The organism is Streptomyces violens (genome assembly GCF_000717745.1).
Taxonomy (GTDB): domain Bacteria; phylum Actinomycetota; class Actinomycetes; order Streptomycetales; family Streptomycetaceae; genus Streptomyces; species Streptomyces violens.
The window spans coordinates 235,756-257,100 of the sequence record NZ_JOBH01000014.1 but is presented as its reverse complement, the minus strand read 5'-3'; the positions used below and the strand labels follow the sequence as shown (position 1 = coordinate 257,100).

18 protein-coding genes and 1 pseudogene are annotated in these 21,345 nt (G+C 73.0%); 11 read left to right on the top strand and 8 right to left on the bottom strand.

Features of this window, described 5'->3' with window-relative positions; genetic code table 11:
- Positions 1-35: 35 nt before the first annotated feature.
- Genes IF04_RS0126615 through IF04_RS0126605 form a run of 3 tightly spaced genes read left to right on the top strand, consistent with a single transcriptional unit; the run spans position 36 to position 3,147 of the window.
- Positions 36-608 carry a GTP-binding protein gene (locus tag IF04_RS0126615; RefSeq protein ID WP_030263062.1) on the top strand — a complete coding sequence of 191 codons (573 nt, stop codon included), beginning with the start codon at positions 36-38 and terminating at the stop codon, positions 606-608.
- Positions 605-1,999, top strand: coding sequence for a cytochrome P450 (locus IF04_RS0126610; RefSeq protein ID WP_030263060.1), 1,395 nt, complete (start codon positions 605-607; stop codon positions 1,997-1,999). The genes IF04_RS0126615 and IF04_RS0126610 overlap by 4 nt, the downstream gene beginning before the upstream one ends.
- On the top strand, positions 1,924-3,147 hold the full coding sequence (locus tag IF04_RS0126605; RefSeq protein ID WP_030263059.1) for a cytochrome P450 family protein: 1,224 nt from the start codon (positions 1,924-1,926) through the stop codon (positions 3,145-3,147). Before IF04_RS0126610 ends, IF04_RS0126605 begins: the two co-directional genes overlap by 76 nt.
- Here the strand turns inward: IF04_RS0126605 and IF04_RS0126600 are convergent.
- Positions 3,134-4,762 (bottom strand): FadD3 family acyl-CoA ligase, encoded by a 1,629-nt coding sequence (locus IF04_RS0126600; protein ID WP_030263057.1) that lies wholly within the window; start codon positions 4,760-4,762, stop codon positions 3,134-3,136. The two genes, IF04_RS0126605 and IF04_RS0126600, sit on opposite strands and share 14 nt — an antisense overlap.
- A 189-nt stretch (positions 4,763-4,951) precedes the next feature.
- Between IF04_RS0126600 and IF04_RS0126595 the strand changes: the two genes are divergently transcribed.
- From IF04_RS0126595 to IF04_RS0126585, 3 genes are all read left to right on the top strand, one after another.
- Entirely contained in the window at positions 4,952-6,103 is a 1,152-nt protein-coding gene (locus tag IF04_RS0126595; protein ID WP_030263054.1) for a lipid-transfer protein, read from the top strand.
- A 141-nt stretch (positions 6,104-6,244) separates the two neighbouring features.
- Positions 6,245-6,670, top strand: coding sequence for a Zn-ribbon domain-containing OB-fold protein (locus tag IF04_RS0126590; protein WP_030263051.1), 426 nt, complete (start codon positions 6,245-6,247; stop codon positions 6,668-6,670).
- On the top strand, positions 6,667-7,443 hold the full coding sequence (locus tag IF04_RS0126585) for an enoyl-CoA hydratase/isomerase family protein (protein WP_030263048.1): 777 nt from the start codon (positions 6,667-6,669) through the stop codon (positions 7,441-7,443). Before IF04_RS0126590 ends, IF04_RS0126585 begins: the two co-directional genes overlap by 4 nt.
- Positions 7,444-7,488: 45 nt before the next feature.
- On the opposite strand, the gene IF04_RS0126580 is transcribed toward IF04_RS0126585, so the two are convergent.
- Entirely contained in the window at positions 7,489-8,013 is a 525-nt protein-coding gene (locus tag IF04_RS0126580) for a hypothetical protein (RefSeq protein ID WP_051831581.1), read from the bottom strand.
- A gap of 107 nt (positions 8,014-8,120) precedes the next feature.
- Between IF04_RS0126580 and IF04_RS40425 the strand changes: the two genes are divergently transcribed.
- The gene (locus IF04_RS40425) at positions 8,121-9,026 is read left to right on the top strand and encodes an ABC transporter permease family protein (protein ID WP_425428453.1); all 906 of its coding nucleotides are present in this window, start codon (positions 8,121-8,123) and stop codon (positions 9,024-9,026) included.
- Here the strand turns inward: IF04_RS40425 and afsK are convergent.
- Positions 9,023-11,629, bottom strand: a complete 2,607-nt coding sequence (gene afsK, locus IF04_RS0126570; protein ID WP_030263041.1) for a protein serine/threonine kinase AfsK — start codon at positions 11,627-11,629, stop codon at positions 9,023-9,025. The genes IF04_RS40425 and afsK overlap by 4 nt on opposite strands.
- A 666-nt stretch (positions 11,630-12,295) precedes the next feature.
- Positions 12,296-13,060 carry a VOC family protein gene (locus tag IF04_RS0126565; RefSeq protein WP_030263039.1) on the bottom strand — a complete coding sequence of 255 codons (765 nt, stop codon included), beginning with the start codon at positions 13,058-13,060 and terminating at the stop codon, positions 12,296-12,298.
- A gap of 286 nt (positions 13,061-13,346) precedes the next feature.
- Between IF04_RS0126565 and IF04_RS0126560 the strand changes: the two genes are divergently transcribed.
- Positions 13,347-13,994 carry a TetR family transcriptional regulator gene (locus tag IF04_RS0126560; protein WP_030263037.1) on the top strand — a complete coding sequence of 216 codons (648 nt, stop codon included), beginning with the start codon at positions 13,347-13,349 and terminating at the stop codon, positions 13,992-13,994.
- Between the two features lie 278 nt (positions 13,995-14,272).
- Positions 14,273-15,469, top strand: a complete 1,197-nt coding sequence (locus IF04_RS0126555) for a thiolase C-terminal domain-containing protein (protein ID WP_030263035.1) — start codon at positions 14,273-14,275, stop codon at positions 15,467-15,469.
- Positions 15,470-15,601: 132 nt separating this feature from the next.
- Here IF04_RS0126555 and IF04_RS0126550 read toward each other — a convergent pair whose 3' ends face one another.
- Positions 15,602-16,501: an alpha/beta fold hydrolase gene (locus tag IF04_RS0126550; RefSeq protein ID WP_030263032.1), complete on the bottom strand. Its 900-nt coding sequence runs from the start codon at positions 16,499-16,501 to the stop codon at positions 15,602-15,604.
- 134 nt (positions 16,502-16,635) lie between these two features.
- Between IF04_RS0126550 and IF04_RS0126545 the strand changes: the two genes are divergently transcribed.
- Positions 16,636-17,328 carry a pyridoxine/pyridoxamine 5'-phosphate oxidase gene (locus IF04_RS0126545; RefSeq protein ID WP_030263030.1) on the top strand — a complete coding sequence of 231 codons (693 nt, stop codon included), beginning with the start codon at positions 16,636-16,638 and terminating at the stop codon, positions 17,326-17,328.
- A 22-nt stretch (positions 17,329-17,350) separates the two neighbouring features.
- Here IF04_RS0126545 and IF04_RS0126540 read toward each other — a convergent pair whose 3' ends face one another.
- The 3 genes and pseudogenes from IF04_RS0126540 to IF04_RS36060 form a co-directional block, all read right to left on the bottom strand.
- The gene (locus IF04_RS0126540) at positions 17,351-17,839 is read right to left on the bottom strand and encodes a GNAT family N-acetyltransferase (protein WP_030263029.1); all 489 of its coding nucleotides are present in this window, start codon (positions 17,837-17,839) and stop codon (positions 17,351-17,353) included.
- A 76-nt stretch (positions 17,840-17,915) separates the two neighbouring features.
- On the bottom strand, positions 17,916-18,353 hold the full coding sequence (locus tag IF04_RS0126535) for a Zn-ribbon domain-containing OB-fold protein (protein ID WP_030263027.1): 438 nt from the start codon (positions 18,351-18,353) through the stop codon (positions 17,916-17,918).
- Positions 18,350-18,801, bottom strand: a pseudogene (locus IF04_RS36060) (DoxX family protein). The gene IF04_RS0126535 and the pseudogene IF04_RS36060 overlap by 4 nt, the downstream one beginning before the upstream one ends.
- Before the next feature lie 272 nt (positions 18,802-19,073).
- Here IF04_RS36060 and IF04_RS0126525 point away from each other — a divergent pair.
- Complete coding sequence (locus IF04_RS0126525) at positions 19,074-21,344, top strand: acetate--CoA ligase family protein (RefSeq protein WP_030263026.1); 2,271 nt, start codon at positions 19,074-19,076, stop codon at positions 21,342-21,344.
- Position 21,345 lies beyond the last annotated feature (1 nt).

Genomic DNA, 21,345 nt, shown 5'->3' with positions numbered 1-21,345 from the left:
CGCACAGCGCCGCCGACGGCGCCGACGCCGGCGCCATGTACCTGTCCGGCACCGACCAGACCCTGGTGAAGCTGCTGGTCGCGGGGCCCTTCGGGGTCGGCAAGACCACGTTCATCCGGGCCCTGTCGGAGACCCCGCCGCTGCACACCGAAGAGGTGATGACGCAGACCGGCGCGTTCGTCGACAATCTCGCCGGGGTCCGCGAGAAGACCACGACCACCGTCGCCATCGACTTCGGGCGGATCACGCTCGCGGGCGACCTCGTGCTGTACCTCTTCGGCACGCCCGGCCAGAAGCGGTTCCGGCCGCTGTGGCAGGACATCGCGCGCGGCGCGGTCGGCGCTCTGGTACTGGCCGACACCCGCAGACTGGCTGACTCCTTCGAGGTCATGGACATCATCGAGGAGGCCGGGCTGCGTTACGCGGTGGCGGTCAACACCTTCCCCGACGCGCCCGACCACTCCGTCGAGACCCTGCGCGACCACCTCGATCTGCACGAGGACACCCCGCTGGTGCTGTGCGACGCCCGCGACCGCGACCAGTCGCTCGACGCGCTGATCGCCCTCGTCGGGCACGTCCTGGACCACACGCCCATGGAGAACCCGTGACCTCCCCCCACCCGCCCGGGGCCACGCCGCCCCCGGGCTGCCCCGCCCATGCCCGCCCGGCTGCCGAACCACACCGTCCGGCGTCCCCGCACGCCGCGCCCTACGCCCCGGCCCAGGACGCGGTGCGGCTGTACGGGCCCGACTTCGCGGCCGACCCGCACGGCTTCTACGCCGAGCTGCGGCGGCAGGGGCCGGTCGCGCAGGTCGAGATCGCGCCGGGCGTGCCCGCGATGCTGGTCACCGACTACCGCGCCGCGCTGGAGCTGCTGCACGACGACGCCACCTGGTCCAAGGACTCCCGTCCCTGGATGCCGACCGTGCCACAGGACTCGCCGGTCATGCCGATGCTCACCTGGCGGCCCAATGTGTTCTTCAGCGACGGCGAGGCGCACGACCGCTACCGCAAGGTGATCACCGACAGCTTCGCCCTGCTCGAACCGTACGAGCTGCGCGGATACGTGCAGGGCGCGGCCGACACGCTGATCAGCCGGTTCGGCGCCGAGGGCCGGGCCGACCTGATCACCCAGTACGCGCGCGTGCTGCCGCTGATGATCTTCAACCGGGTCTTCGGGCTCCCCGACTCCTACAGCGACCGGCTGATCTCCGCCCTCGCCGGGATGCTGGAGGGCCGCACCCCCGCGGAAGCGGCCAGGGCCAACGAGGACTACACGCGCTACATCATGGAGCTGGTCGCCGCCAAGAAGGAGCGCCGCGGCCCCGACCTCACCTCCTGGTTCATGGACCACCCCGCAGGGCTCACCGACGAGGAACTGATCCACCAGATCGTCCTCACCATGGGCGCCGGGCACGAGCCGACGACCAACCTCATCGGCAACGCGCTCGCCCGCATGCTCTCCGACAACCGTTACTACAGCACCCTGTCCGGCGGCGCGCTCACCGCGCGCGACGCCATCAACGACGTGCTGTGGAACGACCCGCCGCTCGGCAATTACTCGGCGCACTTCCCCCGCCGGGACGTCTTCTTCCACGGCACCTGGATCCGCGCCGGCCAGCTCACGATGGTCTCGTACGCCGCGGCCAACGCGCAGTTCGGCACCGTCCCGCTGGAGCAGCCCGGCGCGGGCGGCGGTGCGCACCTGTCCTGGGCCGCGGGGCCGCACGCCTGCCCCGTACGCAACACCGCGCTGCTCATCGCGACCACCGCCATCGAGCGGCTCACCGCCTGGCTCTCCGACATCGAACTCACCGTGCCCTTCGATGAGCTGGAGTGGCGGGTCGGCGCCTTCCACCGGGCGCTGGCCGCGCTGCCGGCCCGCTTCACCCCCCTCACCCCCGATCAGGCAGGAGCCACCCCATGGGACAGCAGCCCGTCGCCATCGACCCGGCCGGCACCGACCTCCCCGGCGAGGCCGCCCGCCTCCGCGCGATAGGCCCCGCCGCGCTCGTCGAACTGCCCGGCGGCATACGGGCCTGGTCGGTCGGCGGGCACGCCCTGCTCAAGCGGCTGCTGGCCGACGACCGGGTGAGCAAGGACCCGCGGCAGCACTGGCCCGCCTGGCGGAACGGCGAACACCACGACAGCTGGCTGCAGTCCTGGGTCGGCGTCACGAACATGTTCACCGCCTACGGTGCCGACCACCGCAGGCTGCGCAAGCTCGTGGCACCGGCGTTCACCGGGCGGCGCACCGAGGCGATGGCCCCGCGCGTCGAGCGGATCACCAAGGAGCTGCTGGCGGGCCTGGAGGCGGCGCCCGCCGGCGAGCCGGTCGATCTGATCTCTTCCTATGCGCACCCCCTTCCGATGCGGGTGATCTCCGAACTCTTCGGGGTGCCCGAGGAGTCCCGGGCGGAGGTGAAGGAGGTCATGGACGAAATCTTCGACACCTCGGCCACCCCCGAACAGGCCGCCGCCACCGCGCAGAAGGTCAGCACCGTCCTCGGCGCTCTCATCGCCCTCAAGCGCAAGGAGCCCGGCGACGACATGACCAGCGTGCTGGTCTCCACCCGGGACGACGACGGCTCCCGCCTGGAGGAGCGGGAACTGCTCGACACCCTCCTGCTGGTGATCGGCGCCGGTTACGAGACGACCGTCAACCTCATCGGCAACGCCGTCCACGCCCTGCTCACCCACCCCGAGCAGCGCGCCCTGCTGACCTCCGGGCAGGCCGGCTGGGACGACGTCATCGAGGAGACGCTGCGCTGGGCGCCCAGCATCGCCAACCTGCCGCTGCGGTACGCCGTCGAGGACATCCCGCTGGCGGACGGCACGGTCATCCGGCAGGGCGACCCGATCCTCGCCGCCTACGCCGCGGCCGGCCGGGACCCCGAGCGGCACGGGGCGGACGCCGACTCCTTCGAGCTGCGCCGCGCCGACCGGGAGCACCTCGCCTTCGGGCACGGGGTGCACTTCTGCCTGGGCGCGCCGCTGGCCCGCATGGAGGCCCGCACCGCACTGCCGGCGCTCTTCGACCGCTTCCCGGACCTCGAGCTGGCGGCGCCCACGTCCGAACTGCGGGCCACCGGCTCGTTCATCGGCAACGGGGTGCAGTCGCTCCCGGTCCTCCTCAACAAACGGTGACCGTCCGGAGCCTCTCCTTGAGGACCTTGCCGCTGGCATTCCTCGGCAGCTCGGGCAGGAACATCACCTCCCTCGGCACCTTGTAGTTGGCCATCTCCCGGCGCGACCAGACGAGCACTTCGTCCGCCGACACGGTCGCGCCGGGCCGCCGCACCACGTACGCCCGGCCGACCTCGCCCAGCCGGGCGTCCGGTATCCCGATCACGGCGGCGTCGGTGATGTCCGGGTGGCGCAGGAGCAGTTGCTCGATCTCGGCGGGGTAGGCGTTGAACCCGCCGACGATGAACATGTCCTTGATCCGGTCGGTGATCCGCAGGTTGCCCGCCTCGTCCAGCACTCCCACGTCCCCCGTGCACAGCCAGCCGTCCGGGGTGACGGCGCGGGCGGTGCCCTCCGGGTCCTCGAAGTAGCCCGTCATGACGTGGTAGCCGCGCACCCGTACCTCGCCGGGCGTGCCCGGGGGCGCCGCGCGGCCCTCGGCGTCGACCACCGCCACCTCCGTGCCCGGTATCGCCCGGCCCGACGTGCCGGCGATCACCTCGGGCGGGTCGCCGCGCCGGCACATCGTGACCACCCCCGAGCTCTCCGACAGGCCGTACGCGGTCAGTACGGTGTCGATCCCCAGCTCCCCGCGCAGCCGCTCGACCAGCTCCAGCGGCACCACCGCGGCGCCGGTCACGACCAGCCGCAGCGTCGAGAGGTCGTGCCGGGCGCGCGCGGGGTGGTCCAGCAGCTGCTGGTGCAGCGACGGCGGGCCCGGCAGCACGGTGATCCGCTCGGCGGCGATGTTGGCGAGCGCGGTGTCGGCGCTGAACACCGGCTGCGGGACCATCGTCGCGCCGCGCAGCAGACAGGCCAGCACGCCGGCCTTGTAGCCGAAGGTGTGGAAGAACGGGTTGACGATCAGATAGCGGTCCCCCTCGCGCAGCCCCGCCAGCTCGCTCCAGACGCCGTACGCGCGCAGCGTCTGGGCATGGGTGATCACAGCGCCCTTGGGCTGCCCCGTGGTGCCCGAGGTGAAGACGATGTCCGAGGGGGCATCGGGCGCCACGGCGTCCGCGCGCTCCCGTACGACCGCGGCCGGCACCCGGTCGCCCCCGGCCAGGAACCCCCGCCACGTGCGGAAACCGACGGGCGCATCGTCGGCCAGCACCACCGCGTCCCGCAGATCCGGCAGGCCCGGCAACGGGCCGCGACCCGTGCCTTCCGCCGTGGCCCGGCGCAGCGAGGCGACGTACGACGTGCCGAGGAAGGTGCCGGTGACGAAGAGCAGCCGGGCGCGGGTACGGCGCAGGACGTGGGCGGCCTCGGCACCCTTGAAACGGGTGTTGACCGGCACCAGGACCGCGCCCGCCGACACCGCGCCGAGCGCGGCGACGATCCAGTCCGCGGTGTTCGGCGCCCAGACCGCCACCCGGTCGCCGGGCGCGACGCCCGCGGCGATACAGGCCGCGGCCGCGCGCTCGACCCGCGCGCCGAGCTCTTCGTACGAGACACGGGCCCGCCCCTCGACCACCGCCTCCCGGCCTCCGTACCGAGCGGCCGCCGCCCGCACCAGCCGCGGGATGGTCCCGAACTCCAGGTCGGCCCGCACATCTTCCGCCCCGCTCGGCATCGCCCCTGCCTCTCTCCCCCGGCGCCGGGGCGGGCCGTACGGAGTGTCCGGGAGCCCGCCCGGGGACCGTGCGGCGCGTACCGGCCGGGAGAACCCTGTGCCAGTTAGCTGACTGGTCGTCAGATTAGCGGTAGCCTCCTCGGCTGTCAGTACGGACGACCGGCCGGACGACCGACCACGGAGGTGGCGATGGGGGCGACCCTCAAGGACGCTACGGCGATAGCCGGCATCGGACAGACACCCTTCGCCAAACGCCTTCCCGAATCCGAGAAGACGCTGGCCTGCCGCGCGATCACGGCCGCCCTGGCCGACGCCGGCATCGCCCCCTCGGAGGTCGACGCCTTCGCCTCCTACACCATGGAGGAGACCGACGAGGTCGAGGTCGCCAAGGCCATCGGCGCGGGCGATGTCACCTTCTTCTCCAAGGTCGGCTACGGCGGCGGCGGCTCCTGCGCCACCGTGGCGCACCTGGCCGCCGCCATCGCCACCGGCCAGGCCACCGTCGGCGTCGCCTGGCGCTCGCGCAAGCGCGGCTCCGGGCCCCGCCCCTGGAAGAACACTGCCGTTCAACTCCCCACCCCCGCTCAATGGACCCGCCCCTTCGGCCTGCTGCGCCCGGCCGACGAGATCGGGATGCTCGCCCGTCGCTACATGCATCAGTACGGAGCCACCCGCGACCACTTCTTCAACGTCGCGCTGGCCTGCCGTAACCGCGCCAACCAGAACCCCGCAGCCGTCATGTACGACCGTCCGCTGACCCGCGAGATGTACATGACCGCGCGCTGGATCAGCGAGCCGCTCTGCCTCTTCGACAACTGCCTGGAGACCGACGGCGCACTGGCCTGCGTCCTGGTCTCCGCCGAGCGCGCCCGCGGCTGCCGTCACGCCCCCGTCTACGTCCACGCCGCCGCCCAGGGCCTGCCCGCTCAGCACCACGGCATGGTCAACTACTGGAACGACGACCCGCTCACCGGCCCCGCCTGGACCGCCGCCCGACACCTGTGGAAGTCCGCCGACTTCGGCCCGCAGGACGTGGACGTCGCGCAGATCTACGACGCCTTCACCCCGCTCATACCGCTCTCCCTGGAGGGCTACGGCTTCTGCGGGCGGGGCGAGGGCGCGGCCTTCACCGAGAAGGGCGCCCTGGAGATCGGCGGCCGGCTCCCGCTGAACACCGGCGGCGGTGGCCTCTCCGAGGCGTACGTCCACGGTTTCAACCTGATCACCGAGGGCGTCAAGCAGCTGCGTGGCACCAGCACCGCGCAGGTGCCGGACGCCTCGACCTGCCTCGTCACCGCGGGCGAGGGCGTCCCGACTTCCGCGCTGTTGCTGAGGAGTTGACCGTCAGTGAAATTCATGAAACCGAGTGTGACAGCCGCCACTGACAACCGCACCGCGTCCGCCACGCCTGTGGACAACTCCCCGACGACCGCTGCGGAACCCGCCACCGCCGACGGCCGCTCCGACCCCGCCGACGGCTTCCTGCTCCCCGTCCCCGACGACGACGGCGCACCGTTCTGGGCGTACGCGGCAAGCGGCGAGCTCCGCGTCCAGGCCTGCGCCGACTGCGGCGAACTGCGCTTCCCGCCCCGCCCCTGCTGTCCGCACTGCCAGTCCTTCGCGAGCGAGTGGCGGCGGATGTCCGGCCGAGGACGGATCTGGTCGTACGTCCGGCCGCACCCGCCGCTGCTGCCCGCCTACGCCGCCCTCGCGCCGTACAACGCCATCATCGTCGAGCTGGCGGAAGCCCCGCGCATCCGGCTGGTCGGCAACCTCGTCAGCGCGCCGGACGCCGCGCTGAACTCCGTGCCACCGGAACGGCTCCGCATCGGCGCGGCGGTGAAGGTGACCTTCCACGAAATGGCGGACGGCGTGACCGTCCCCCGCTGGCTGCTGGAGCGCCCGTGACCGTACGCGTCGACACCCGGGCCGCCACGGGCGTCGCCGTGGTCACCCTCGACCGGCCCGACCGCCACAACGCCATCGACCTGGAGACCGCCGACGAACTGGCGGACGTCTGGCGCGCGTTCCGTTTCGACGGCGCCGTACGCGCCGCGGTCGTGACCGGGGCCGGCGGCCGGGCCTTCTGCACGGGCGTCGACCGCTCCGTGCGCGTACCGCAGCCCGCTTCCCCCTACTCCCTCGACGACCCGCTGCTCCGCATCGGCCCCAAGGCGGCCGACCTGTGGAAGCCGGTGATCGCCGCGGTCGACGGCATGGCCTGCGGCGGCGCGTTCTACCTGCTGGGCGAGTGCGAGTTCATCGTGGCCTCCGAGACCTCGACGTTCTTCGACCCGCACACGACGTACGGCATGGTCAGCGCGTACGAGTCGGTGCTCATGGCGCAGCGGATGCCGTACGGGGAGATCGCCCGGCTCGCCCTGATGGGCAGCGCCGAGCGGCTCGGGGCCCGGCGCGCGTACGAGGCGGGCCTGGTATCCGAGCTGACGCCGCCGGGCGAGGCGCTGCCCGCCGCCCTGCGCGCAGCAGAGACCGTCGCCGCCCAACCCACGGAGGCTGTACAGGGCACCGTACGGGCCCTGTGGGCGGCGAAGGAGGCGGCCCGCAGCCAGGCCCTGGCACACGCCCCGCAGCTCATCGCGCTGGGCAACCTGCCCCCGGAGCGGCAGGCGGAGCTCTTCGAGGAGCGACGGAAGGGCGGCGCCCCTCGGGTGCGGTGAGAGCCCGTCCGGGCTCCGGGCACGGCTCCGGACGGACCGGGCGCGTCAGCTGACGTCGTCGAGGAGGCAGTTGACGACCTTGTCGGCGCGGTCGGGATGCGCCATCGGGATCCGGACCTCCGGGTTGTCGGTGGTCCGGTCGGCGTCCATGTCGTCCTCGTACGGATTGACCTTCACCTTGGCGGTGTCCACCACGGTCGCGTCCGCGCCGAGGAATCGCACCGTGACGGTCACGTCGGTGTGCGGATCCCCGACGACGAGCCTGACCAGGGCATGTGGCCTGGCGTCGTCCGGGTTGGCGCACGCGATGATCCTGCCGCTCGGCGCCTGCGTCGCGGTGGGCTCCGGACTGCTGTGCGAGCCACCGCTTCCGGAGTAGTCGTCATCGTCGTAGTCGTCGTCATCGTCGTAGTGATTGCTGCTGCCGTGGTAGCCGCTGCTGCTGGAGTGGGTGCTGCAGCCGCCGCCGCTGTCACCCCCGTGGCTGCCGCGGCCGTGCGGCCGGAATCCGGTGAGCGAGAGCAGAACAACGGCCACGACGGCCGTGAGCCGCAGATGACGGCGTGCCATGAGATCCCCCGATTGTTTGACGAGCGCACGTCACGATACCGGGGCCGGATTGCCGTGGCGGCCCGCGGCGGCACGGCGTAGCGTCGGCTGTGGAGAGCATCAGGACGATGCGAAACGAGGCGACGCTTGTGGTGCGCAACGTACTCGGCTCCCTGATCGCCCTCGTCGGAGCGGCGGCCGCCGTATGGAGCCCCTTCCGTCCTTGGTACGACGGCCGTCATGGCGAGGACTTCCGTATCGCGGACCTCTTCAGCGGGATCACCGGCAGCGGCGCCGACGTCATGCGCTCACTTCTGCTGCCGATGCTGGTCGCGGCCGTGCTGACGCTGATCGGCGTGGTGCTGCGCTCCCGCCTGGTGGTCACGCTCGCGGGACTGGTCGTGCTCGGCTTCACCGTCCTGTGGATGGTCCGGCAGGGCCAGGCGGCCGGCAGCCTCACCGTAGGGAGCGGGGGCAGCGGCCTGGGCGTGGGAGTCGCGGTGGCGCTGGGCGGCGGCGTCCTGCTGTTGCTGGGCGCGCTGCTGATGAGCGGCCGCCGGGCCGTACGCGCCCGTCGGCGCCGCAGGGATCAGGAACTCGAGGAGGAGTACGCGCCCGCACCGTACGGAGGAGACCCCGACGACCGGTACGCGTACGAAGGCGGGCCCGGGGGCGCGCCGTACGCCTATGGGGGACAGCCGAATCAGCCCCCGTATGCGACGCGTCCGGACGGCCCTTACGGAACGCCGCCCGTCCAGTGGCCGGGCACCGTCGGGTCCTCGGCCGGCGATCCCGCACGAGAGCCGTGGCCTGCGACGACGCACGACGGCACCACCCCGCCGGCCGGTACACCGACGGTCGCGTCCCAGGAGCCGTATCAGGGGCCGTACCAGGACGAGAGCCCGTACCGGAGCGAGCCGCCGACCGAGGACGCGCACCCCTCCCCGGCCGACCGTACGCAGCCGCTGCCGCCCGTCCTCGGCGACCGGCAGCCCGGGCAGGAGCGCCCGCCCAAGGAGCGCCGGCCGGACTAGGAGCGCCGCGCCTGCCCCGTACCCTTCGCGGCGTCCAGCGCGTACACGCAGCGGTCCTTGCTGCAGGCGTAGACGACGCCCGCGGCGGCCACCGGGGTGCCGGTGATCTCGCCGCCGGTCGCCAGCTTCCAGCGCAGCTGGCCGCCCATCGCGTCCAGCGTGTACAGGCAGTGGTCGGCGGACCCGAAGTGCACCCGGCCGTCCGCGGCCACCGGGGCCCCGATGACCTCCCCGCCCGCCTGGAAGCGCCAGCGGGGCGTGCCCGTGACCGCGTCCAGCGTGTACAGGGCGTTGCCGCTGCCCAGGTGCACCGCGCCGTCGGCGACCAGTACCGGCTCGGTCGACTGGCGCGCCTCGGTGGCGATCCGCCAGCGGTCCCGGCCGTCGTTCGCGTCCAGCGCGTAGACCGTGCCGAGGTAGTCCGCGAGGTAGATGCCGCCGCCGGTGACGGCGGGCCCGGGGGCGTACGCGGGCGGCGCCAGGAAGACCGCCGGCGCCTCGAAGTGCCAGCGGACGTCGCCGCGGTTGCTGTCGATGGCCAGGACGCGCGTGCCGGCCACGACGTAGACGACGCCGTCCGGAGCGGTCAGCAGCCGCACGGGGACCCCGCCGCAGGACGCCGCGTCCCCGACGGGGTACGACCAGCGCTCGGCGCCCGTACGGGCCTCCAGCGCCTTCAGCCGGGCGTCGGCCCAGACGTACACCGTGCCCTCGTGCACGACGGGGCCGGACTCGGCGGTCTCGAAGTCGGTCTGCGCGCCGCCGATCTCCCACAGCAGCTCGCCGTTGGCCGCCTCCCACGCCTGCACGCCGCCGCCGCGGGTGCCGGTGACGACCGTGCCGCGGTCGACGCCCAGGCTGTAGACCCAGCCCTCGGTGTTCAGCCGCCACAGCTCGGAGCCGTCGGTGGCGTCCAGCGCGTACAGACTCGGGCCGTCCGAGGCGTGGATCCGGCCGTCCGAGACGGCCATCGCCCAGGCGACCTCGCGGGTCTTGAACTGGCGCCGCCCGCTGGCCACATCGAGCGCGTGCACCTCGAAGGACGTGACGTACAGCAGGTCACCGGAGACGACCGGGGTGCCCCACACATCGTTGGACATGCGGAAGCGCCAGGGGCGCCAGCGGCCGTGTCCGCCCTGCGCCGCGGGGTCACCCGGGCGGCCTGCGGCGGGCGCGCCGTGGGCGCCCTGCGGGCCGGGTGCGGGCTGCGGAGGCACCGCGGGCGGCGGGCCCGTGGGCCCCGGCGCCTGCACGCCGGCCGGCGGCCGTACCCAGTTCGTCGTCGGTGCGGGCTGCGCCTGCGGGGCGTGGCCCTCCGCCGGCCGGGGGCCGGGCCCTATCGGGGCCACGGAACCGCCGATCCGTACGGAGCCGTCCGGGCCCTCCACCTCCTGGGGCGGCGCGGGCGCGACCGGGCCGGTGGGCGCCGCCTGCGCGAGCGGTGCGCCGCCACGCGGGTCGCCGATCCGGCGTGCACCCGGACCGACCGCCGCGGAAGCGGCCCATCCGGGATCGCCGGTGGGCGCGGGCATCGGCGCGCTCTCCTGGCGCTGCGGCGCGGGCCGGGAGGCGGGCGGCGCCGGGGGCGGCGCGGACGGTACGGGCGGGGCGGCGGGCGGCCGCTCCGGCTGTGCGGAGTACCCGCCCCGGGCGGCGCGCCCCGAGGAGGCCGCGGCGCGCTGGGCGGGCTGCCGGGCGGCCGTCACCCGGCCGCCGCGCCGGCTCTCGATCAGGCCCACGGCGTTCCCCGGCAGCCAGGCCGAGGCCGTGCCGCTGTCGTCGGTACCGGAGCCGAAGAGGTGCGGCGCCAGCTGGGACTGCAGGTCGGCGGGGCTGGGGCGGTGCTCGGCCGCCATCTGCATCGTGGCCTCGATCAGCGGCCGCAGCTCGTCCGGCAGGCCCTCCAGGTCCGGGCCCTCGCGCAGCAGCATGAAGACCGTCTCGACCGGGTTGGCACCGTGGAAGGGGGCGTGCCCGGTGGCGGCGAAGACCAGGGTGGAGCCGAGCGAGAAGATGTCGCTGGCCCCCGTGACGCTGCGCGAGTCGCGTGCCTGCTCGGGCGACATGTACGCCGGCGTGCCGACGGCGACGTTCGTCATCGTCAAACGCGTGTTCGATACACCGCTGGCGATACCGAAGTCGATCACTCGTGGCCCGTCCTCGACGACCAGGACGTTCGACGGCTTCAGATCGCGGTGCACCAGGCCCGCGCCGTGGATGGACTGCAGGGCCTCGGCGACGCCGGCCGCCAGCCAGCGCACCGCCTGGGCCGGCAGCGGCCCGCACTCATTGACTATTTCTTCCAGGGAGGGAGCGGGGACGTACGCGGTCGCCAGCCACGGCACCGCCGCGCGCGGATCGGCGTCGACCACCGCCGCGGTGTAGAAGCCGCTGACCGCGCGGGCCGCCTCCACCTCGCGCGTGAAGCGGACCCGGAACAGCTGGTCCTCGGCGAGCTCGGTACGGACCGTCTTGATCGCCACCCGCCGGCCGGAGGCCGACCGCGCGAGATACACCAGCCCCATACCGCCGGCACCGAGACGGCCGAGCACCTCGAACGGGCCGATCCGCCGGGGATCGTGCTGCGTCAGCTGCTCCACCACTTGCCTGCCACCTCCCCGTGGGGCGTCAAAGAGACTCTCAAAAGCCAAGAGCCGCCGAGAGCCACTGCCCCGAGCAGCGTCTCACCGCCTGGCCGATTCGGCCGTACGCATGCTGATTCTTCCTGGCGAAGCCGACGGTTGCGAACCCGGGGGCTTCCCGTCGTGTCCCGTGTCCCGCCGCGCGGTACGCGCAGGGCTCGTTACCTGCCGTTACACCCCGCATACGGGAGTACGTCGGGTCCCGTTCATGCGCCGACCGCACATATGTCCGGTGACCACCGGGTGGCCGACGTCACGGCCCGGCGCACCGCCCGGCCCTTCTCGGGTGCCGGTCCCTGCCCCGGTGTGCGGTCCGTCGTCGCCATTCTCATCCCCGTACGTACTGTTCGGTCCCGCGTACTCACCGGCCTGCCGCCGAGTCCGCGGACCCGTTGCCGGGCCGCGCCGCCCGCGGCCCGGCAGCGGGAGCTGCCTCGTCCCAATTCTGCTGTGCCGAACGGCGTTCGGGGGCCATGACCACGAACTAATTGGCGGATCGGTACGCCTACTTCGCAAGAGGAGGGCCGTTTTGGGTCGAGGTGATGCCGTATGCACCACAACAGGCACGAGGATGCTTGAACACGTGGGAGAGGAGAGGCGCGAGGGGCGATGAGGCATCCCACCGGCCTACTTCGGCGCCATCAGCCCGAATGCTGCCCCTTGATTGTCAACAACGAGGGCAAGGGTGCCGCCGGGCGTCCCCTGGGGCTCGCTGAGGACCTTGCCGCCCTGCCGGACCGCCGTCCGCAGGGCCGCTTCCATCTCCTCGGCCAGGAAGAAGACGGTGAAGTGCGCCGGCAGCTCGGCCGGCGCCCGCGCGTCCAGCACGATCCGGCACCCGATCTCGCGCTCCTGCCCGGCGATCCGCCACGGCAGGAACGTGGGGCTCGTCATCGGCCCCTCGGCCACCCCTTCGAACCCGAAGACATCCCCGTAGAAGGCGTCCACCGCCTCCGGTTCGCGCGTACTGAGACCCATCCATACGTACGCGCCGGGCTCGGCCTGCACTTCGAAGCCCTGGTGCCGGCCGGCCTGCCAGGCGCCGAAGACCGCGCCGCCCGGGTCGACGCCCAGCATCATCGCGCCCAGGTCGCCGATCGGCGTGCCGCCCGAGATCACCTGGCCGCCCGCCTCCCGGACCTTGGCGACGGTCCCGTTGATGTCGGACGTCGCGAAGTAGACGCCCCAGACGGTGGGCATCCGGCCGTCCCTCTTGGGCAGCAGGCCGGCGGCCTTGCGCCCGTCGAGCAGGGCCGTCGTGTAGTCGCCGAACTCGGGAACGCTGTCCGAGAAGGTCCAGCCGAACAGCTCTCCATAGAAGCGCTTGCCCGCTTCGAGATCCGGCAGCATCGCGTCCACCCAGCAGGGGGCACCCTCCGCAAAAGCCGTCATACGGACAAAGTAACCGGGCTTGCCAGTACGCGCCCGGCGCATGCCCCCGCGCACACTTCCGTACATAACCCCGTACACACACCCTTGCGCATACCCCCGGGCGGTTGTCCACCGAAGTTGTCCACAGGCTGTTGATAAGACGATTCACTTGATCAGGCCAGTGCCACCGAGGCGACTCCGGGGCCCCGAAGCCGTGCGGCGAAAGCCGATTACCGGCCCGATTCGCCCCATCCCCATTTGCAGGCAGCCAAATCGCGCTCCGATCACCCCTCGGTAAGCTGACGGCATGACAGGACAAGTTCGAACCGTCGACGGCAGAGTCGCCGGCCGCCGCGGGCAGGCGACCCGGCAGAAGCTCCTCGACTGCCTCAGCGAGATGCTCAGTTCGTCCCCGTACCGGGACGTCAAGGTCATCGACGTCGCACGCAAGGCGGGCACTTCCCCCGCGACGTTCTACCAGTACTTCCCCGACGTCGAAGGCGCCGTCCTCGAGATCGCCGAGGAGATGGCCAAGGAGGGCGCGAGCCTGACCGAACTGGTCGCCGGGCGCTCCTGGGCCGGCAAGTCGGGCCGGCAGACGGCCGAGGAGCTGGTCGACGGCTTTCTCTCCTTCTGGCGGAAGCACGACGCGATCCTGCGCGTCGTCGACCTCGGCGCGGCGGAGGGCGACAAGCGGTTCTACAAGATCCGCATGAAGATCCTCAACGCCGTCACCAACTCCCTTACGGACTCCATCAAGGAGCTCCAGGCCAAGAACAAGGTGGACAAGGAGGTCAGCCCCGCAGCGATGGCCGGCTCACTGGTCGCCATGCTCGCCGCGGTCGCCGGCCACCAGAAGGGCTTCACCAGCTGGGGCGTCAAGCAGGCCGAGCTCAAGCCGAACCTCGCGCTGCTCGTCCATCTCGGCGTGACGGGCAAGAAGCCCGCCAAGTAGCCGGGGCGCGGCGAGCGACCGCCGCCCCCGGCACGACACGTCGCCAGGACCGCGCACGTCCTGCCGCGCACGCGTCCCCCGCCGGCCCGCCCTTCGTCCTGCCATATCTGCATACGCCTCGGGCACCGCCCGGCCTCCCACGAGAGCCGGACGGTGCCCGAGGCGTATCTGGTGGCGTGCCCGAGGCGCATCCGGGCGGCGCGCGGCCTACGTAGGGCGGCTCCGCACTACGGAGTACGGTCTGCCCGTACTCCGTTATCTGATGTACCGTCAGTTTCATGACTACCGGGACCGGTACGACTCCTCCGTCACGTACACGCAGGGTCGCCGTCGCCGGAGTGGCGCTGGCCGACTGCGGGCGCGTCGACGACGCCACCCCCTACGCCCTGCACGCCCAGGCCGCCCGCCGCGCGCTGGCCGACTCCGGGCTGGACCGCTCGGCGATCGACGGTTTCGCCTCCGCCGGGCTCGGCACGCTCGCCCCGATCGAGGTCGCGGAGTATCTGGGACTCCGCCCCAGGTGGGTGGACTCGACCTCCGTCGGCGGCTCGACCTGGGAAGTCATGGCCGCGCACGCCGCCGACGCGATCGCCGCCGGCCATGCCGACGCGGTGCTGCTGGTGTACGGCTCGACCGCGCGCGCCGACCTCAAGGCGCGGCGCCGCACCGCCGACCTCTCCTTCGGGGCCCGCGGCCCGCTGCAGTTCGAAGTGCCCTACGGCCACACCCTGATCGCCAAGTACGCGATGGCCGCGCGCCGCCACATGCACCAGTACGGGACGACGCTGGAACAGCTCGCCGAGGTCGCCGTCCAGGCGCGTGCCAACGCGGCGGCCAACCCGGACGCGATGTACCGGGAACCGATCACCACCGACGACGTGCTGGCCGGGCCGATGATCGCCGACCCGTTCACCAAGCTGCACTGCTGCGTCCGCTCCGACGGTGGCTGCGCGGTCCTGCTGGTCGCCGAGGACCGCGTACCGGACCTGGCCCGGCCGCCGGTCTGGGTGCTCGGCTCGGGCAGCGCCGTCTCGCACACCACCATGTCGGAGTGGGACGACTTCACCGTCTCGCCGGCCGCCGTCTCCGGGCGGCTGGCCTTTGAGCGGGCAGGCGTGCGCCCGGAGGAGATCGACCTCGCCCAGATCTACGACGCCTTCACGTACATGACGCTGGTGACGCTGGAGGACCTCGGTTTCTGCGCGAAGGGCGAGGGCGGCGCGTTCGTCGAGAAGGGACGGCTGCTCCGGGACGGCGCGCTGCCGACGAACACCGACGGCGGCGGCCTCGCCGCCTGCCACCCCGGGATGCGCGGACTGTTCCTGCTGGTCGAAGCGGTGCGGCAGCTTCGCGGCGAGGCCGGCGAGGGCCGCCAGGTACGGAAGGCGGACGGCCGCCTGCCGCGCCTCGCGGTCGCCTCGGGCACCGGCGGATGGTTCTGCTCGTCGGGAACGGTGGTGCTGGGGGCGGAGTGAGGGCGGGTGGAGTGAGGGCGCGGGCGCCGTACCGCACGGCGCGCGAAGGTTGCGTTGAAGCGCACGCCGGAGCGTGAACTACTGCCGCAGGCCCGCGTATTCGGCCTTGCCGTGCTCACGGTGGCCCGGCTGTCACTCCATGGCGTCGTCGAGCAGCGCCCGTAGGACGGGACCGGCGTGTGTCCACAGGAGCATGCCGCCCGCGTCCGGTACGAGGTGGCGACGCGCGGTGCGTATACGGGTGGCGAGCCGGGCGCCGTGGTCCGGCGAGTGCGTGGGGGCGGTGTCCAGCGCGCCGTACCAGAGGTCGACCGGCACCCGGATCACCCCGGGATCGAACGGCCAGTGGCTCATGGCCAGCAGCGTGTCGCGGGCATAGCCGGCCGGGCCCGGCGCGAAGCCCTCGGCCATCGCCTCCCGGAAGGCAGCGGCGAACGCGGGCTGTTCCAGAAGGGCGCGGTCGCGCGCGCCACTGCCCTCGGCGACCAGTTCGTACAACACCTCCGGGCTCCCGAACCCGGCGAACGAGCGCTCGGCTGCCTCGGGATCGGCCGCGGCCCGTTCGGTGAGGTACCGCACCTCGTCCGGCAGCAGCGCGTCGTACGCGGGCGCGGCGAGCTCGTCCGTACCGGAGACCACCGCGAGCCGGGTGAACAGCCTGGCGGCGGCGCAGGCCAGCGCGAACGGCGCGCCCTGGGAGAAGCCGACGCCGCGCAGCCCCGAGAGCCCGCGCAGCGCGGCGAACTCCCGTACGTCCTCGGCCCAGCCAGTGAGCGTACGGCCGGGCGACGGATCGGAGGCGCCCAGCCCGGGGCGGTCCACGGAGATCAGCCGTACGCCGAGCTCCTCGACCGTCTCCGCGCCGAACCCGAGCCGCCGGGACGTGGCCGCACCGGGGCAGAGCAGTACCGGCGTCCCGTCCTCCGGCCCCCACTCGCCCCAGGCCAGCCGTCGCCCGTCGGCCAGCCGGACGGCCCCTCGCCGGGCAGGCGCGGGCACGGCGACGGCCGTACCGGCCGAGATCGCAGACATGGCACCAGCGTCTGTCGTCGGCGCCGCCCACCGCAACCGAATTGCCGGCGGGGGCGCGAGGGACGCGGGCGGCCGGGCGGACGTACGCCGCCCAGCGGGGACGCAGGCAGTTCGGCGGACGTACGCTGCCCGGCATGACCACGACGGACGACTCCCCCGAAGCCCACGCCTTCCGTGACCTGCTGCGCACCCTGCGGGTCTGGACGGGCGAACTGCCCGCGTTCGATCCGTACGCCGTCCCCGAAGCGCCGCTGCCGCTGTTCCGGCAGTGGCTGGGCGAGGCGGCCGCCGCGGGCGTACCGGAGCCGCACACGATGGCGCTGGCGACCGCGGACGCGGCGGGCGCCCCGTCCGTACGCATCGTGATGCTGCACGACGCCGACGAGAACGGCTGGCACTTCGCCTCCCACCGCGGCAGCCGCAAAGGCCGCGAGCTGGACGCCAACCCGCGTGCGGCGCTGTGCTTCTACTGGCCGCTGATCGGGCGCCAGGTCCGGGTCTGCGGCCCGGTCACGGCGGGCACGCCCGAGGAGAGCTCGGCCGACCTGCACCGCCGTTCACCGGGCGCGCTGGCCGCCGCGCTCGTGGGGCACCAGAGCGAGGTACTGGACTCCTACGCGGAGCTGGAGCGGGCGGCGGACGCGTCCTGGGCGCGGGCGCAGCGCGAGCCGGAGGCGGAGGTGGAGAGCTGGACGGCGTACGTGCTGCGCGCCGAGGAGGTGGAGTTCTTCCAGGGCGACGCCCGCCGCCGGCACGTACGGCTGCGCTACCGGCGGTCGGGCGATCGGGCGGACGGGGGCTGGCAGCGGGAACTGCTGTGGCCATAGCCCGTGCGGTCGAAACCGGTGCTCAGAACCGCTGGTACATGATGTGCAGCCCGACATAGCCCTTCTCCGGGTGCAGGAACGCCTCCGGCAGGGTCGTCATGATCTCGAAGCCGAGTGACTGCCAGAGGGCGACGGCACCGGTGTTGGTCTCCACGACGGCGTTGAACTGCATCGCGCGGTAGCCCTCGGAGCGCGCCCAGCGCAGTGCGTACTCGCCCAGGGCGCGGCCGACGCCCTTGCCACCGTGCGCCGGGTCGACCATGAAGCTGGCCCCGGCGATGTGCGCGGCGCCGCCCATGTGGTTGGGGTTCATCTTGGCCGTACCCAGGACCGTGCCGTCCTCGTCGACCGCGACAACCGTGTGGCCCGGCGGGCTGAGCATCCACAGCGCACGGCCCCCCTCCTTGTCGAGGTCGCGCGGGTAGGTGTACGTCTCCCCGGCGGCGACGATCGCACGGAAGAACGGCCAGATGGCGTCCCAGTCCTCGGTGGTGGCTTCTCTGATCAGCACCCGCCCAGGGTGCCCCCTGGCACCGCGCGACGCCACCCGATATCGCTGCGCGGCGGGGCCCGGCGCGCCCGGTGGGTCAGGACGTACCGGCGGCGGGCCGGAAGACCGGGACCGCGGGGTCACCCTCGCCGACCGCGCGGAAGTGGACCAGCAGCTCCATGCCGATCCGCAGCTCCGCCTCCGGGCAGTCGACGACCTCGGTCATCATCCGCGGCCCCTCGGCGAGATCCACGACGGCCGCGGTGTACGGAACGCGGTCGCCGAACGGCGGCAGATCGTTCCGGTGCACCACGGACCAGGTGTACAGCGTGGCCCGGCCGCTCGCCGCCTCCCAGACCACGTCCTCGCTCCAGCAGCGCGGACAGAACTCCCGGGGATAGTGGTGCGCGGCCCCGCAGCCGGCGGCCCGGCAGCGCCGGATCAACAGCCGCCCCTCCGCCGCGGCATCCCAGTACGGACGGGTGAAGGCATCGGCCTCGGGCAGGTCGTACCGGGGCGCGGTCGAGCTGGTCATCGGAACAGTCCCATCGCGGCGTCGAGCGACCAGGTCTGCCAGCCCATCGCGCCCAGCGCGACGAGCGAGATCAGGGCCATCATCGCGTTCTGCCCCTGCTCGGCCCAGTCGTGGATCATCAGTACGAGGTAGAGCAGGTTGAGCACCAGGCCCGCGACCAGCGCGACCGGCGTGAGGAAGCCGAGCACGAGCCCGGCGCCGAGCGCGAGTTCCGCGTACACGACGACGTACGCCATCGTCTTAGGGCGCGGCCGTACGACCACGTCGAAGCCGCGGCGCACCACGGCCCAGCGGTGGTCGGCCGCCACGCCGGCGGCCGACGCGATCCCCGTGCCACGCTCGACCAGCCCTTCTTGCCCTTGTGCCGCCAGCTCTCCAGCCACCACAGCCCCAGGCCGATACGGAGTACAGCGAGCCATTCGGGCCCGCCGAGCCACATCGTCTGCATCGCACGCCTCCCGCTCGACCGTTTCTGACGGTACGTCAGTTACCGGGTCAGTTCAGCGGAGGGCGCGGCCCGCGCGCAAGGGGTGGGGCGGGAGTGGCGCCCCCGATGCGCACCCCGACGCGCCCCGACGCGCCCCGCAGCACCACCGCGACAGACGCCGAGGCGCCTCCGCACGCACCATTCCTGACTGGGCGTCAGTTCTGTAGCCTGACTACTCGTCAGGTACCTGCCTGCCAGGTACGCATCGGCGGTCAGACGGGAGCGGCGCAGCGATGCTGGGATCCACTCATGGCACCCTCACCACTCACTCGCGGCCCGCCCGGGTCGTGGCCTGCGGAGGGCCGACGCCGCAGGCCGTGCACGGAACGGCCGGCCCGGAGCACGGCAGCGGCGGCCCCGGCGCGGGCGGCGGCCGGGACGGCACCGGCGACCTGGACGTGAGCGGGCGACCGCTGTCCGCGCCCGTGCCGGACCTGGACCGCTTCTTCCGCCCCGAGTCCGTGGCCGTCATCGGCGCCTCGGACAGCGAGGGCCGGCCGCACACCGGCATCACCCGCCGGCTGATCGACTGGGCCGAGCGGGTCGGCGCCCGACTGCACCCGGTCAACCCGGGCCGCACCTCCGTCTTCGGGCTGGCCTGTCACACCTCCGTCTCCGACCTGCCGGAACAGGTCGATCTCGCCGTACTGCTGGTCGCCGATCCACTGCCGGTCATCGAGGAACTCGCCGACGCCAAGGTCAAGTTCGCGGTGGCCTTCGCCGCCGGCTTCGCGGAGACCGGCGCCGACGGCGCGGCCGCGCAGGAGCGGCTGGCCGCGGCCGTCGCCCGCTCCGGCATCCGGCTGCTCGGCCCGAACACCAACCTCAACGCCTTCGAAACGTTCCGCGAGGACCTGGACGGGCCGGCGATCGCGCTGATCACGCAGTCAGGCCACCAGGGCCGCCCCGTCTTCGCCCTCCAGGAGCTGGGCATCCGCCTCTCGCACTGGGCCCCCACCGGCAACGAGGCCGACCTGGAGACCGCGGACTTCCTCTCCTACTTCGCCTCCCGTCCCGAGGTCGGCGCCATCGCCGCGTATGTGGAAGGGCTCAAGGACGGCCGCAGCTTCCTGCTCGCCGCCGACCGCGCGGCCCGCAACAAGGTCCCGGTCGTCGCGGTCAAGGTCGGCCGCACCGAGACCGGCGCCCGCACCGCCGCCTCGCACACCGGCAAGCTCACCGGTGTCGACGAGGTGGTGGACGCGGCGATGCGGCAGTTCGGCGTGGTCCGCGTCGACGGCCTGGACGAGCTGCAGGACACCGCGGCACTGCTGGCCAGGGCCCGCCCGCCGGCTGCCGAGGGCGTCGCCGTCTATTCGATATCGGGCGGCACCGGCGCGCACTTCGCCGACCTGGCGACGGCGGCCGGCCTGCACCTGCCGACGCTCGGCGAGGAGCGGCAGCGGGAGCTGCACCAGTGGATACCGGACTACCTCAACGTCGCCAACCCGATCGACAACGGCGGGCACCCCGTGGGCGACTGGCGCGGCCGGAAGATCATCGACGCGATCCTCGCCGACCCGTCCATAGGCGTCCTGATCTGCCCGATCACCGGCCCCTTCCCGCCGATGAGCGACAAGCTCGCGCAGGACCTGGTGGACGCGGCGGAGCAGACGGACAAGCTGGTGTGCGTGGTGTGGGGCTCGCCGGTCGGCACCGAGGACGCCTACCGGCGGACCCTGCTCGGCTCCTCCCGGGTGGCCACCTTCCGTACGTTCGCCAACTGCATCAAGGCCGTCCGCGCCCATCTCGAACACCACCGCTTCACGGCTTCCTACCGCTCCCCCTTCGACGAGGCGCCGCGCACGCCCTCGCCGTCCGCGCGCAAGGCGCAGGCGCTGCTGCGCCCGGGCGAACAGCTCAGCGAGCACGCCGGGAAGCAACTGCTGCGCGCCTACGGCATCCGCGTGCCCCGCGAGCAGCTCGTGACCAGCGCGGCGGGGGCTGTCCGGGCGGCGGCGCAGGTCGGCTACCCCCTCGTCATGAAGGCGTCCGGGCCGCGGCTGGCCCACAAGAGCGAGCTGGGCCTGGTCAGGATCGGCCTGACCTCGGCCAGCCAGGTCCGGGACGCCTACCGCGAGCTGACGGACATCGCGCGCTACGAAGACGTCGCGCTGGACGGGGTGCTGGTGTGCCAACTGGTCGAGCCAGGGGTGGAGATGGTCGTCGGCGTCACGCCCGATCCGCTCTTCGGGCCGACCGTGACCGTGGGGCTGGGCGGCGTCTTCGTCGAAGTGCTGCGGGACACCGCGGTGGCCGTACCGCCCTTCGGCGAGGACCAGGCGCGCGCGGCGCTCGGCCGGCTGCGGGGCGGCGCGCTGTTGGAGGGCGTCAGGGGGGCGCCGCCGGCCGACACCGACGCGCTGGTCGAGGTCATGCTGCGGGTCCAGCGGATGGCGCTGGAGCTGGGCGATCAGCTGGCAGAGCTGGACATCAACCCGCTGGTCGTCCTCCCGAAGGGCCAGGGCGCCGTGGCCCTCGACGCGCTCGCCGTCTGCCATTGAA